The sequence below is a fragment of the Jonquetella sp. BV3C21 genome (assembly GCF_000468895.1).
In the GTDB taxonomy this organism is placed as follows: Bacteria; Synergistota; Synergistia; order Synergistales; family Dethiosulfovibrionaceae; genus Jonquetella; species Jonquetella anthropi.
In genome coordinates this window covers 43,938-57,189 of record NZ_AWWC01000020.1, presented here as the reverse complement: position 1 = coordinate 57,189, position 13,252 = coordinate 43,938, and the positions used below count along the sequence as shown (strand labels likewise).

The following is a 13,252-nucleotide window of genomic DNA, read 5'->3' as shown; positions in this document are numbered from 1 at the left end:
ATCATTGGGCAGAAGTGCCGTTCGCTGTCACGAGCGCCGGCATATCAATTTCCGCGTTCTTTGCGCCGCGAATCAGGTAAAAGAGAAACTCCCGGTTCCCCTTCGTCCCCAAAATTCTGGAAGGAACCGCTCCGACTAAGCCGAAGTCAGTGTGCTCCGCCGCAAAGCGGTGAACTTTTTCCAGCGCGGCCAAGTGCAGTTCCGGTTCGGTCACCACTCCGCCAGAATCTACCAGAGCTGGCGGCAGCTCGAACTGCGGTTTGACGAGGACGACAGCACGTCCGCCGTCCGGCAGAACGCCGCACATCGGTTCCAACAGGGCCGTCAGGGAGATAAACGACGCGTCGGTCGCCGCGAACGACGGGGGCGCCTCAAACCACTCAGGAACCATTTCACGGGCGTTGCGCCGGTCCATAACCGTCACGCGCTGATCCTGCCGGAGCGACTAGGCCAGCTGGCCGTAGCCGACGTCGAGGGCGTATACCCGACTGGCCCCACGGGTCAGCATGACGTGAGTGAAGCCGCCGGTCGAAGCGCCCACGTCAAGACAGACGGCACCGGTCAGATCAATATTGAAGGCGTCAAGCGCCGTCAGCAGCTTATAAGCTCCCCGGCTGACCCACTGAGACGACTGGCCGATCACCTTGACAGACGCGGTTGGCTTCACCTGACAATCCGGAGAGTCAACCGCCCGCCCTTCGACGAGGACGAGCCCAGAAGAGATGAGCAGCCGAGCCTCCTCGTCAGTGGACGCGAAGTGCTCCCTCACGAGCCGACGGTCAAGCCGGACGGGACGATCGGCTTTAGACATGAGAGTCCAAAATGCGTTCGGGGCACAGACCGACTGACTCGCGTTGCCGCGCTTGAGGCGCGTGGCGCACGAAAACCTCCGGAACCCCTAACTGGACGAACTGAGGTGACGAGCCAGCTCGGGCAACGCAGCAGGCGACTTGCTGGCCAACCCCACCTCTGACATAGCCGCTTTCTATTGTCACGACCCGTTGGTAGGCCGAGCAAAAATCCGTCAGCGCTTTTTCAGGAAGTGGCGAAATCCGTTCCAGACAGGCCACGTCAGGAGCAGGAACGCCTTTCTGAATGGCCAAGCCTCGAGCCTCAAGGGCCAACGAGACGTCACTGCCTACCGCCAAGACGGCCCACTGACTTCCCTTGCTCAGGACGGACAGCCCGTCTTCGGTTCGCCGGCTGTCGCCAAGAAGGTCATCCTCCACCGCGCCGCGGGGGAATCGAAATGCAAAAGGAGCGTCGGCCGCCAAAGATTTTCCGACGACCCATTCCATGGAACGACGGTCAGCTGGAGCCCACATCTGCAGGCCAGGAATCGACGAACACCACGACAGGTCGAAGAATCCCTGATGAGTTTCCCCGTCCTCGCCGACGAAGCCAGCCCGGTCGATCGCCAGCACGACCGGCAGCTTTTGAAGGGCCACGTCGTGGACCAACTGGTCTGCGGCCCTTTGAAGGAACGTCGAGTAAATGAACACGAACGGCCGAAGGCCTCCGGCGGCCATGCCGGCCGCCAAGGTCATGGCGTGTTCTTCCGCAATGCCCACGTCGAAGAAGCGGGACGGGAACCGGGCGGCAAATTCGCCCAGACAGGAGCCCTCTCCCATCGCCGGAGTAATCGCCACAATCCGCTTGTCTAAAGCAGCCCGCCGCGTCACCTCAGCGGCCACCGCGCTGCTCCAGCTTTCGCGCTTGGGAACCCCTACGGGTCTGGCCGGGCCGACACCGTGATTTTTCACCGGAGCCGACTCACAGTCCGGATCTCCTTTCCCCTTTTTCGTCACAAGATGGATCAACAGCGGCTTCTCGTACAAGTGCGCCAACCGAAAGACTTCTTCCATCCGCTCGATGTCGTGACCGTCAAACGGCCCCCAGTAGGTCCACCCCATATCATCGAACAGGTTTGGTCTGGACAGAAGTTCTTTCACCCGGTTTCGGAACCGCTCTAGCCCCGATTCAATCCGGCGCCCCAGCGGAAGCGAGCCGCACAGTCCTTTGACAGTTCGTTTGGCCCGGCGATAAAACGGCGAGGCGCTCAGGGCGGCCAAGTGCAGAGCCAGCCCGCCGACTCGCGGGCTAATTGAGATGCCGTTGTCGTTGAGCACGCAGGTAATTCGCGTCTGCAGGGCTCCGGCGTGATTGAGAGCTTCCAACGACATGCCGTTAATCATCGCGCCGTCGCCGACGACCGCTACGACTTGGTGATTTTGCCCCAGTAAATCCCGGGCGGCCGCGTACCCCAGCGCGGCAGACAGCGCCGTGCTGCTGTGGCCGGTGTCAAAGTGATCGAACCGGCTTTCTGACCGCTTTGGGAAGCCGCTCAGCCCGCCTTCAGTCCGGAGAGTGTCAAACTGTTCGCGGCGCCCCGTCAAAAGCTTCCACGCGTAGGTCTGGTGCCCAACGTCAAAAATAACCCGGTCCTCTTCGGGATCGTACTGGCGCAAAAGTGCCACGATGAGCTCCACGGCGCCGAGAGACGACGCCAGATGCCCGCCGTTTTTTCGTACCGTCGTGATTATTTTCGCGCGCAGATCACCGCACAGATCGGCTAGGCTCCCCGGCGGAAGAGCGCGGACGTCCGCAGGGCCGCGGATAGAATCGAGAACCGTCATGCTACTTTGAGCGGCTCTCCAAGTATTTTGCCAAACCGATAAGGAAGTCCGGCGACGGCAGGTCTTTTACCGCAGCGACTGCCGCATCGGTCTCCTCTTTCAGCCGCGCTTTCGCGCCGTCCACTCCCAAAACGCAGACAAACGTGGCTTTGTCCTGCTCTTCGTCCTTGCCTGTCGTTTTCCCCGCCTCTTCAGTCGTCGCCGTCGCGTCCAGCAGGTCGTCGGCAATCTGGAAGGCCAAGCCGAGACGGCGGCCGTACTCGTCCAGCCGCTCCGTCAGCGCGTCTCCCCGCTCGCCAAGGCAGAGTCCGCACAGCACCGAGCAGCGAATAAGCGCCATCGTCTTACCCGACGCCATTGACTGAACAAACGGCAGGTCGCATGACGCCCTGCTCTGGAGGTCTGTGTCAAGCGTTTGTCCGCCACACATCCCCTGAGGCCCCAGGGCGGACGCGAAAAGTTCCATCGCGCGGACGACCCGTTTCGTCTCGATTTTACGGGCTTTCAGCCCCTCAAGTGCGGTTTGGAATCCGAAGCACAGCAGGGCGTCGCCGGCCAACAAAGCTAGGCTTTCACCGAAAACCGAGTGATTGGTCGGCTTCCCGCGGCGCAGGCTGTCGTTGTCCATGCACGGCAGATCGTCGTGAATGAGCGACGCCGTGTGAACCATTTCCAGCGCCAGCGCCATGGGGAACGTGTCTTCTGCCTTGACGCCGGCCAATCGGGCCCCTTCTTGGCACAGCACAGGACGAATCCGCTTGCCGCCAGCCTCCAGCGAGTAGCACATGGCCTCCCAAAGCCGCGGCGGCACGTTGTCCGGCCGGGCGTTTAGGAACGACTTCATCCGATTGGTGAACCACTCGGATCTGACAGCCAACAGATCTTCAAATTTTTGAGCCACTTTAGTCGGCCTCCTTGGTTCCAGCTCCCTGATCTTCAGGCAGATACGTGATTTTCCCCTCAGTTTCACGCAGGAACGCGCGGCACTCTTCCAGAAGTTTTTGAGCTTCCTCGTACAGGCTCAGGGACTCCTCAAGGGATATTGATCCTTTCTGAAGGCTCCGAAGGATCTCTTCAAGCCGCTCTGTTTTTTGGGTGTACGTCATCGTCTTCACCTACTTACGAAAAAGTTTGCTCATCTGCGGTCTGTTATGGTACAATTCTTCAGTCGTACTGATCACTCGAGCAAAGGAGGGTGTCTTCATGTCCAAGGTTTGTGATTGCTGTGGCCGTGGCCCCGCAACGGGCAACCAGATCAGCCATTCCCACCGTAGAACACGCCGCCGCTGGCAGATCAACCTGCAGAACGTGCGCGTCGACCTTGGCGCAGGCGAAACGAGGAAGATGAAAATCTGCGCTCACTGCCTTCGCTCGGGCAAGGTTAAGCGTGCCGCTACTGTCAGTGCCTAACCAGCCTAAAACGTTAACGATCGGAGACTAACGCGTTTTCTCTGCTACAGAGATACACGCCAAGCCATCCGCTCTCCAGGGAGACCCGAAAGGGTCTCCCTGTTGTTTTATTGCTTACCGTGTAGGGAAACGTCATCTTGAGTTCGGGCTGAGGCGTCCAGTACAGACCGTCCGTTCTCACACCGCTCACCTGCTCTGTCAGCGCGAGCAACGAGACGGCGGCGGGTTCACCGTCAAACGAAACTGTCAGGCTCCCGCGGGGGCCTAAAAACGCCATGCATTCCCTCTCGTCGCAGGCAACCCGAACAGCCTCAGACCCTTGCCAGCCCATCAGGCTGAAGACGTTGCAGTACAGGTGATCAAATCGGCCGCCCCAAAAGCCGGTCACGACCAGCGGCAGGTCCGGCGGAATTTCTTCTAGGACGATCTGAAAATCCGTCAGGTCCTTCTCTACCGGGAACCGGGCCGCCCGTTCCGGGTGGCCCGCAAGCCATTCAATAGACTGAGGATCCTTCAGGCTGTCAAAATCGCCGATCGCCCGATGAGGCTCTATCCCAGCGGCCAGCGCGTAAGCAACCCCGGCGTCGGCCGCCCAGACTTTTTCGGCCCCCGACGCGGCGAGTTTCAGCCACGAGGGATCAGGTCTTCGGCCTCCCAACACGGCCAAATTCCACCGACTGGGCAGGGACGCGAAAGAAACCCAGCCCAGATTCAGGCTACCGGATTCCATGACGGTTCAGGATCTCGTCGGCTTCGACTTCGTCCACAAGAATTTCCCTCGGCTTGGATCCGTCAGCCGGCCCGACGATTCCCAACAGTTCCATGCTGTCAATCATTCTGGCCGCGCGGGTAAAGCCGACCCGCATTTGACGCTGTAGCCGGCTGGAAGAGGCTATGCCGGTTCCCAAAACAATAGCGACCGCCTCGGCAAGGCGCGGCTCGTCGAGGAAGGCCCCGTTCTCGGACGGACCCGAGCTGCTGCCGCCCTGCTCGCCCAACTCGACGTACTCCGGCTCGCCGAACGCGTTCCGCAGGTAGTCGACGACCCGAATGTTCGTGGCCTCGTCCATAAACGGCGATTGAATCCGAAGCGGACGGGGGTGGCGACTGCTGATGAACAGCATGTCGCCCTTTCCAAGCAGGTGCTGAGCCCCAGACACGTCGAGAATGGTTCGGCTGTCTGCCACTGACGGCAGAGAGAAGGCGACCCGCGCGGGGATATTCGCCTTGATGGTGCCGGTGATGACGTTCACCGACGGTCTCTGTGTCGCCAAAATCAGGTGAATTCCCGTCGCGCGAGCCATCTGGGCCAACCGGGCGATGTACTCTTCCACTTCCTTCTGGGCCGTCATCATCAGGTCAGCCAACTCGTCCACGATGATGACGATGTGAGGCAGTCTGTCCTTTGGGAGCACTTTGGAGTTGTACGACTCCAGGTGCCGGGCCCGAGCCGCTGAGAACGTCTCGTACCGATTCTCCATCTCGCGGACAGCCCAACCGAGCGCGTCAACCGCCGACTGGGGCGTGACGATCGGCTTGCTCAGAATGTGGGGCAAATGCTCGTAGAACGCCATCTCAACCCGTTTGGGGTCCACCATGATGAACCGCAGGTCGCTTGGCTTGTTGTGATAGCACAGGGCGGTAATACAGTTGTTGATAAAAATGCTTTTGCCTGAGCCGGTTGTCCCAGCGACGAGCAGGTGAGGCAGCTCTTCCAGTCCTGTGATCAGAATGCGCCCGTCGACGGTCTGTCCCAGCGGCAAAGGCAACGACAGTTTTGTCTTCTGAAACGCCTCGCTTTCCAGGACCGTCCTCAGAGGAACGGTCCGGCGGCGCGGGTTGGGCAGTTCAATGCCCACGTAGGTCGTCCCGGGGACAGGCGCTTCAACGCGAATTGCCGGCACGGCAAGCGCCACGGCAATGTCGGCTTCCAAAGCCGACACCTTGCTCACTTTTATGCCCGGCGCCAGCTGGATTTGGTACTGAATGACCGTTGGCCCGACGATCGTGTGAGCCAGCGTCGCTTCGACCCCGAAATTGGAAAGCGCCTCGATAACGTCGCTCCCTTGGTCAAGCGCCGCGCTGTTCTCGCTGGCAGAGACGCCCGGCGACGACGGCCCCAGCAGGTCCAGCGGCGGCGGGAAAGCCCCGGCAGAAGCTGCCTCTTCGTCGCCTGCCGGCTGAGATGTTTTCAGAGCGCCAGTTCCGATAATCGGCGCGTCGGCGTCGAGCACCACCTGAGGCGTCGGAGGGGTTTCGTGCAGCGCGTCGCCAGACGCTCCGTCCCGCTTCCATGACTTGCCCGAAACGGCCATGACGTCCCGGCCAACCTCCAGCGCCCGACCGCCGTTTGCTCCGGCGCCTGAGTGGGCAAAGCCGAAAGGCTCGTCCCGCCTGACCTCTGAGGCCGTTTTCTCAGGCTGGGGCTCTTCGCTCTCCACATTCAGCGGCTCTTCTTCAACGTTCGGGAAAACGTTCGGAAAAGAAACCGGTTCAGACACATCAGGCTCCGCAGGCGGCTCGTTTTCCTCGAGGCCGACGTCGGACATGTCGATTGGCCTGTCATGAGACGGGTTCATCGCCCGCTTGACCGCTTCCACGTCCACCTTGGCCCGACGGTGAAACAGCGCCGCAAAAAAGCCGCGCCGCGAAGGCAGCGGGACCTGAGGAATCTCGTCAGGCCCTTCCGCTTCCGTCTCTGAAACGTCCGGCAGAGACGGCTCGTGTTCCTCATCAATGCTCCTAGGAAAATCGACCTCGTCTTCTGCCGGCTCGTCTTGGACGACTGGGTCAGAAACTGTCACAGACGGGACACTCAGCTGTGAGCTATCGTCCTCGGCAGCCTCGTCCTCTACGAGGCTTTTAAGCCGGCGCAGCGACAGACTGCCAAGCGCCGTTCGGAAACGGTTCACCCGGTCCGTCGAGAGATGGCCGTACTGACAAAACGCGGCGACGACCAACAGGAGACCGGCAAGCGTCGCGCCCAACGCGCCGATTGTGCTGCGAAAAAGGGAGACCATCGCCTTGCCAACTGCTCCGGGCGAAAGGAGACCGACCTGCTGGCCAATGCCCTCCCGATACAGCAGCGTCAGCAGCAGCGTGATGGCTAAATACGCAAAAATCGTTCCAAGCCACTGGCGCAGGCTTCTGTCAACTTTTCGGCCGGCAGCCGCGCAGATCAGCTGGTACAGCAGGTGAACCAGCGGCAGGACGATCCCCACACCGAAGACGCCAACCAGTTTGCTTGAAATGTTTTCCCCAAGCGGTCCAGTCCCAAGAGCAAAAAGGGACGCCAGAGTGTAAATTGCCAGCGCGGCCAATATAAACTGCCCCAGACGAAGAAGACTTTTAGGATCGAAGTCCTTGGGACGGCGCCGTTTGGGCCGCCGCACCGCGTACGGTTTTTTGCTTGAAAAAAGGTTCATCCGGCCAAGGCCTCCTCGCCAATCAGTTTCAACAACTCGTCATCGCCTTGCGCTGAAGTGAATCAGCTGTTTCCGCAGGAATCCGTGCAGGGGATCCGGCCCGGAAAGGCGAATCCTTCCGTGCCCGCTTGTCACAGCCAGCCAGCCAACGCCCCCCACGACAAGATCCAACCCGGGGTACAGGGCAAACTCGTCCCGCCTGACCGGCAGCCGACTTAATGTATCGTAACACGTTCGGCACGGTGGCGACAACAAATCGGTCCGGGCCGCAGCAACAAGCTCCTCAGCCTTCTCAGCCGACGTCTGATGAATCGTGACGCCTTCCGGCGCGACCGCCACAGCACGCAGCCAGCCGCGCTCGCCGCCGTCGACAACCGCAGCCCGCCCCAGTCCACCGAAGCAGAGGGCGCTTCCCTCTTTGAGGGTCAGCTCTTGACAGACCAGCCGCCGTTTGGGCGTCAGGGCCATCAGGCACTGGGGGCACAGTGCCGGAAGCAGCGAGTCGTGCGATTTCAAGCCCGGAGCGTCGAGAAGCACGATCCCGCCTTCCAGCTGATACTCGCACAGTCCGACCGTCGTTCCAGGCATGGCAGAAACGGTCGGGCCGCTTCCGCCTCGGAGCATGGACGACAAAATGGTACTTTTGCCGGCGTTCGTTTTCCCCAAGAACAGCAGCCGATCGCCGGACGAGAAAACGTCCTGCAGGCGCAGACGAAAGTTTCTCAGATCGGAATTTTTGAGCCCTGACAGAACTTGAATCTGCTCGAACGGCACGCCGGTCGCCTCGCTGACCCAAAGGCCGAGCGCCGACCTGTCAAGGTACGGCTCGACCAAATCGGCCTTCGTCACCAAGAGCGTTACCGGGCAGGAAACGCCGTCCAGCCACTCGAAGCCGTCCAGAGCCCTGTCGGCGCTCAGCGCGTCGCAAACGAGAAAAACAGCGGCAGCCGAAGCGGCAGCCGCACGAATCTGGGGTTCCAGAAGCAGATCGTTGACCGGCGCCTTGTTCCCTTCGCCATAGTGACGAAGCCGAAAGCACCGCCGACAAACCGTCTTGTCCGTTACCGCGAGACCGGACGGAATAAAACCCGGCAGGTCGCTTCGGTCGCTTTGAAAAAGCGCGCCGCATCCGGGACAGCGTCGTTCGTCCATGTCATACCTCATTTCTGCAGCGCCCGATAGCGCTGAACAGCCTCAAAATGTTCTTTTTCTGTCTTGCTGAACGTGTGAGTTCCCCTGCCGTCAGCGACGTAGTACAGGAAGTCGTTCTTTTCCGGCTCAAACGCTCCGGCCCACGCAGCACTGGATGGCACACAGATTGGGCCGGGCGGAAGCCCCTTATGCTTGTAGGTGTTGTAGGGAGAGTCCACGTCAAGATGCCGGTACAGCACCCGCGTCAACTTCTGCCCCTTCAGGGCCCACGCGTACACCACAGAAGCGTCAATCCGCAGGAACATGTTCTTTTTCAGCCGGTTTTCGACAACGCCGGCGACTTTCGGATATTCGGCGTCAACCTGAGCTTCCCGCTGCAGAAGTGAGGCGATAATAGCCGTCCTCTTCGCCTGATCCGCGCTCGTAACAAATTGGCCGAACCGACTCCACCACGCAGCCGAAGCGGCCTTTACCAGCTCTCGGGGATCCCGCGCGCTCAGGCTGTACGTTTCAGGCAGCAGGAATGCGGCCCGGGCCGTCGGTTCGGTGGGCAAAAAAGCCCGCAGTCCCTCTGGGTACAGAGAATCGTCTTTCAGGGCATTCGCTTGATCCTCGGCGCTCCACTCGTCGCCCAAGGGGGTAGCTGGGAAAGCCCCAGGAACGATCGTCGCCTGTTGAAAAACGGCCTGAGCGTCTGCCAGCTGTCTGGCAACCTGCCATGAAGCCCCAGGGGGCAGCGAATAGCCGCCAGCGGCCAAGCGCCTGTCAGCGCCGAACAGGCTGAGAAAGTAGCACAGATTTCCGGCGTCAGCCACCACATTCCTCGTTGCGAGAAAAGAGGCAAAGTCTTTAACGGACCCTCCGACCTCGAACGTTACCGTCACCGGCTCCGCCGAGGAACTGAACGGACGGACCAAAAAGTCTTCCCACTGGCTGAGCCGGACCTTCAACGCGCCCAAGCCAACCCCAGCCGCAAGACAAACGAATCCTGCGGCGCGGGACTTCTTAAACAGGAGCAATACGACAGAGACGAGAAGGAGAACTGCCGCGAGAACTGGATATTTCATGTTGCCTCCTCAGACGATGAACATCGCGTCTCCAAAAGAGAAAAACCGATACCCTTTCGCTACCGCTTCGCGGTACGCCGCCATCACCGGCTCGTACCCGCCGAACGCCGAAACGAGCATCATCAGCGTGCTGCCGGGAAGGTGAAAGTTTGTAATCAGCCCGTCGACCACCTGATAGTGAAATCCAGGATAGATGAACAGCTGGGTCTCAAACCATCGGTCATCGACCTTCCCGGTGCTCCAGAGCCCTTCGAGAGTACGAACGACCGTCGTGCCCACGGCGATCACTCGTCGGCCGGTAGACTTGGCGGCGCGGATCGCTTCAAGCGTTGCTGCAGGCACCCGACAGCGCTCGGAGTGCATCACGTGCCGGCGGATGTCCGGCTCACTCACCGGCCGAAACGTCCCCAGCCCCACTTCCAGCGTCACGTCGAGGATTTGAACGCCTTTCTCTCTGATAGCGGCCAACAGACCCTCGGTGAAATGAAGCCCCGCCGTCGGAGCGGCGGCTGAGTTTGCGTCCTTGGCATAGACGGTCTGGTAGTCGTCGTTTTTCGACTCCCGGCTGGTAATGTACGGCGGCAGGGGCATTTGGCCGTGAAGATCGCACCAAGCTTTCACGTCCAATCCTTCAGAAAACGTAACGAGCCTCACCCCGTCGTCGGAGATCGACGGGCCGACCACGGCGATGGCGCCCTGCAGGTCAACTTCCGTTCCGGGCGGCAGTCGGCGACCGGGGCGAACGAGCGCCTGCCACGTGTTCTCTTTTTCCTGCCTGAGCAGCAGGACTTCTACCTCCGCCGTGCCGGAAATCTTTCGTCCGGTCAGACGTCCCGCAAGCACTCTCGTGTCGTTGCGGACGAGAAGGTCATCCGGCCGCAGGAGGTCAAGCAAGTCGCGAAAAACTTTATGCCCTACTCGTCCGGTCCGGCGGTCAAGCGTCATCAGACGGCAGCTGTCCCGAGGACTGACGGGTACTTGGGCTATCTGCTCCTGAGGCAGATCGTACTGATACGTCTGAACGCTGAAAAAGTCCGGCTCGTGGGGCGTCTCTTCCGCAGGCCGGCATTCCAATCCCGCTTTTTCAGCGCTCATCGGCGTTCCACCTTCGTTCCGGGGAAGAAAAAGGCCAAAATCCGCTCCGCATTCCAGCCCCGATCGGCCATGGCCTTCGCTTCCCACTGGGATAAGCCAACGCCGTGCCCGTTGCCCCGCCCGGCGAAGACGAACCCGCCGTCGTGGGCCGTAAACGTTTCCGCCGCCGTCGGCAGCGGCTGGTCGGCAGGCGTCACAGGCGTCTGCCCAAGGGCTTTTTTCAGGTAAAACGATTTGCGCTCCGGATGAAGCAGGACGTCGATCAGCTCATCGGTGGTAAACGCCCCCTGATCCAGCAGCGTCTTCCACTGGCTTCGCTCGTCGCCTGTCAGAGGACGGTTCTCAGAACTCTCAGAGCTTGAAGCCCCTTGGTCGGGCAGCTTCTGTCTGATGATGTTCTGAATCTGCTGGTCCACATCCTCCTCGCCTGAGCTGGGCCGAGATAAGGCTGTCTCGGTTTGGGGCTTGGCGGCGCTTCCGGAGGCAAGAACCTTCGGCAGGTTGCCGTCCGGCGAGAAGAACGTGCTCCGAAGGACTGTCGGGCCAATGATATTCCTGAACTTGTTCGACGATATTGTTACGCTTCCTAGCGTCCCGTCAAGCCGCAGAAGCGTCGGCCGGCCGGCCTTGTCCCTGGCGATGATCGACAGGCGCTTCACCGGCCCGATTTTCATACCCTGTTGGGCGCAGGCGGCAGCAATCTGCGCCGACGTGAGCCGAACCGTCCAAGACGCGTGGCGTGACTCGGTCGGGAATGGGTCAACGACCGTCTGAAGGTACGGAACGTACCCGCCCCAGACGTCCTGAGAGCTGGCAGTCGCTCCGCCGCTGTCGGAGTGAAAATACGTCTGAGCCAGCTCGCCGCCATAGGTCAGGACTTCTCCTTTCGTCGAGGCGACGACCTGATTGACCCTCGGATCGGCAGCGCTCAGACCGCCGTAAACCTGGCTGGTTGGCGTGTCGCACAGGTCAAAGCCGAGAGAGGCAAACCGTCCTTGACTGCGCAGAGCAAACGTTCGGGAAATGATCGCTTGGGCGCGCAGGGCCTCTTTGGACCAGTCGGGATTAACCTCCATTTTCAGGACGCCGCGCAGGTACTGCTCCACGTCCAGCACGTTGACGACCGACAGTCCGCCGCCGGCGGCCACGAACTGCATCGTTCCAAGGTACCGCCGGCCTTTGTAGGACAACGGGGAGGCCGACTTTACCGTCACCGGCGGCATCATTTTTTTGCCGTTTACCGTCAGCTTGCCGGAGCGAAAGACCGCGGTGGCCGAGCTGCCTAAAGAGACCGTGTGCCCTTTGGCGTCGGAGGCGGTTAAGGACGAGCCGCCAACGACTGCCTGACTTTGCCGGACCGCTAGGCCGACGCGAATCGGCGACGCGAACGCCGCAAGAGAACTGCAAACCAGCAGGAAAACTGCTACAACGCTACTCCAAGTCAAGAAGACGCTGCGCTTCATCGTTTTCCGGCTGCGGAACGGGAAGTCCAAGATATTCATACGCTTTTTCAGTCGCCTTTCGACCTCTGGGGGTCCGCTCTATCATTCCCTGCTGTATCAAATACGGCTCGTAGATGTCCTCAATCGTCTGCGGTTCCTCGTTCAAAGCCGCCGCAATCGTCGAAAGCCCTACCGGCCCGCCGGAGAACAGTTCGACGACCGTCGTTATAATTCGCCGATCTCCCGCGTTAAAGCCCCGGTCGTCCAAGCCCAGCATATCCATCGCTTGGGAGACCAGCGCCTCGTCGATCTGCGCTTGCCCGGTCACGTCAGCCACATCGCGGACGCGGCGAAGAAGCCGCAGTGCGACCCGGGGCGTGCCTCGGCTCCGTCTGGCTATGGCCCGAAGGCCCTCTGAGGACGCGGACACGTTTAAGAGCCCAGCGCCTCGTTGAAGAATTTGGCACAGTTCCAACTCGTCGTACAGCCGAAGCTGCTCGACAATGCCGAACCGGGCGCGCAGCGGCGAGCTGAGCAGCCCCAGCCGAGTCGTCGCCCCAACTAAGGTGAACTTCGGCATAGGAACGGTGACGTTGCGGGCCAGAGGCCCCTTGCCGACGATCAAGTGAATGCTGAAGTCCTCCATCGCCGAGTAAAGAACCTCTTCGGTGCTGATGGACATGCGGTGAATCTCGTCGATAAACAGAACGTCGCCGTCCTGAAGGCTTGTCAGGATGGCGGCCAAGTCGCCGGGTTTTTCCAAGGCTGGCCCGGTGGTCACCCGCAGCGAACCGCCCATTTCGTGGGCGATAATCCCGGAAAGCGTCGTCTTGCCCAGCCCGGGAGGGCCGTAGAAGAGCGTGTGATCCAGCGGCTCACCGCGAAGCCGGGCCGCCTGCATGTAAATGGAGAGCTTTTCTTTGATCTCGCTCTGGCCGTTAAACTCGGCGAGCGTTAACGGCCGCAGCCCGCCCTCTTCGTCGCCGGCTGGCAGCCCAGTCTCAAATTCAGCAGGATCGGCCATT

At 60.7% G+C, this 13,252-nt stretch carries 11 protein-coding genes and 1 pseudogene; 1 reads left to right on the top strand and 11 read right to left on the bottom strand.

Annotated features, from left to right (window positions below):
* Position 1: 1 nt before the first annotated feature.
* The 4 genes and pseudogenes from HMPREF1249_RS08205 to xseB all read right to left on the bottom strand — a co-directional run bounded on the left by HMPREF1249_RS08205 (position 2) and on the right by xseB (position 3,742).
* Positions 2-811: pseudogene (locus HMPREF1249_RS08205) on the bottom strand (TlyA family RNA methyltransferase).
* Positions 804-2,636: a 1-deoxy-D-xylulose-5-phosphate synthase gene (dxs, locus tag HMPREF1249_RS05525; protein WP_008521009.1), complete on the bottom strand. Its 1,833-nt coding sequence runs from the start codon at positions 2,634-2,636 to the stop codon at positions 804-806. Before dxs ends, HMPREF1249_RS08205 begins: the two are co-directional and overlap by 8 nt.
* A 1-nt stretch (position 2,637) precedes the next feature.
* Complete coding sequence (locus HMPREF1249_RS05520; protein WP_008522804.1) at positions 2,638-3,537, bottom strand: polyprenyl synthetase family protein; 900 nt, start codon at positions 3,535-3,537, stop codon at positions 2,638-2,640.
* Position 3,538: 1 nt separating this feature from the next.
* A complete protein-coding gene (xseB, locus tag HMPREF1249_RS05515) occupies positions 3,539-3,742 on the bottom strand; it encodes an exodeoxyribonuclease VII small subunit (protein WP_008521006.1) in 204 nt (67 codons plus the stop codon).
* 97 nt (positions 3,743-3,839) lie between these two features.
* Here xseB and rpmB point away from each other — a divergent pair, with 97 nt between their 5' ends.
* Positions 3,840-4,046: a 50S ribosomal protein L28 gene (gene rpmB / locus HMPREF1249_RS05510; RefSeq protein WP_008521004.1), complete on the top strand. Its 207-nt coding sequence runs from the start codon at positions 3,840-3,842 to the stop codon at positions 4,044-4,046.
* A gap of 13 nt (positions 4,047-4,059) precedes the next feature.
* On the opposite strand, the gene HMPREF1249_RS05505 is transcribed toward rpmB, so the two are convergent.
* From HMPREF1249_RS05505 to ruvB, 7 genes are read right to left on the bottom strand one after another with little or no spacing between them, the layout of a single operon-like run.
* Positions 4,060-4,776 (bottom strand): thiamine diphosphokinase, encoded by a 717-nt coding sequence (locus HMPREF1249_RS05505; RefSeq protein WP_008521002.1) that lies wholly within the window; start codon positions 4,774-4,776, stop codon positions 4,060-4,062.
* Entirely contained in the window at positions 4,763-7,471 is a 2,709-nt protein-coding gene (locus tag HMPREF1249_RS05500; protein WP_008521001.1) for a DNA translocase FtsK, read from the bottom strand. The genes HMPREF1249_RS05505 and HMPREF1249_RS05500 overlap by 14 nt, the downstream gene beginning before the upstream one ends.
* Before the next feature lie 39 nt (positions 7,472-7,510).
* Positions 7,511-8,623: a GTPase gene (locus HMPREF1249_RS05495; protein ID WP_021775953.1), complete on the bottom strand. Its 1,113-nt coding sequence runs from the start codon at positions 8,621-8,623 to the stop codon at positions 7,511-7,513.
* Between the two features lie 8 nt (positions 8,624-8,631).
* Entirely contained in the window at positions 8,632-9,690 is a 1,059-nt protein-coding gene (gene mltG / locus HMPREF1249_RS05490) for an endolytic transglycosylase MltG (RefSeq protein WP_021775956.1), read from the bottom strand.
* A 9-nt stretch (positions 9,691-9,699) separates the two neighbouring features.
* Positions 9,700-10,785 (bottom strand): tRNA preQ1(34) S-adenosylmethionine ribosyltransferase-isomerase QueA, encoded by a 1,086-nt coding sequence (queA, locus tag HMPREF1249_RS05485; RefSeq protein ID WP_008522798.1) that lies wholly within the window; start codon positions 10,783-10,785, stop codon positions 9,700-9,702.
* Positions 10,782-12,287: a SpoIID/LytB domain-containing protein gene (locus HMPREF1249_RS05480; protein WP_231366880.1), complete on the bottom strand. Its 1,506-nt coding sequence runs from the start codon at positions 12,285-12,287 to the stop codon at positions 10,782-10,784. Before HMPREF1249_RS05480 ends, queA begins: the two co-directional genes overlap by 4 nt.
* A complete protein-coding gene (gene ruvB / locus HMPREF1249_RS05475; protein WP_008522795.1) occupies positions 12,217-13,251 on the bottom strand; it encodes a Holliday junction branch migration DNA helicase RuvB in 1,035 nt (344 codons plus the stop codon). The genes HMPREF1249_RS05480 and ruvB overlap by 71 nt, the downstream gene beginning before the upstream one ends.
* Position 13,252: the final 1 nt, after the last annotated feature.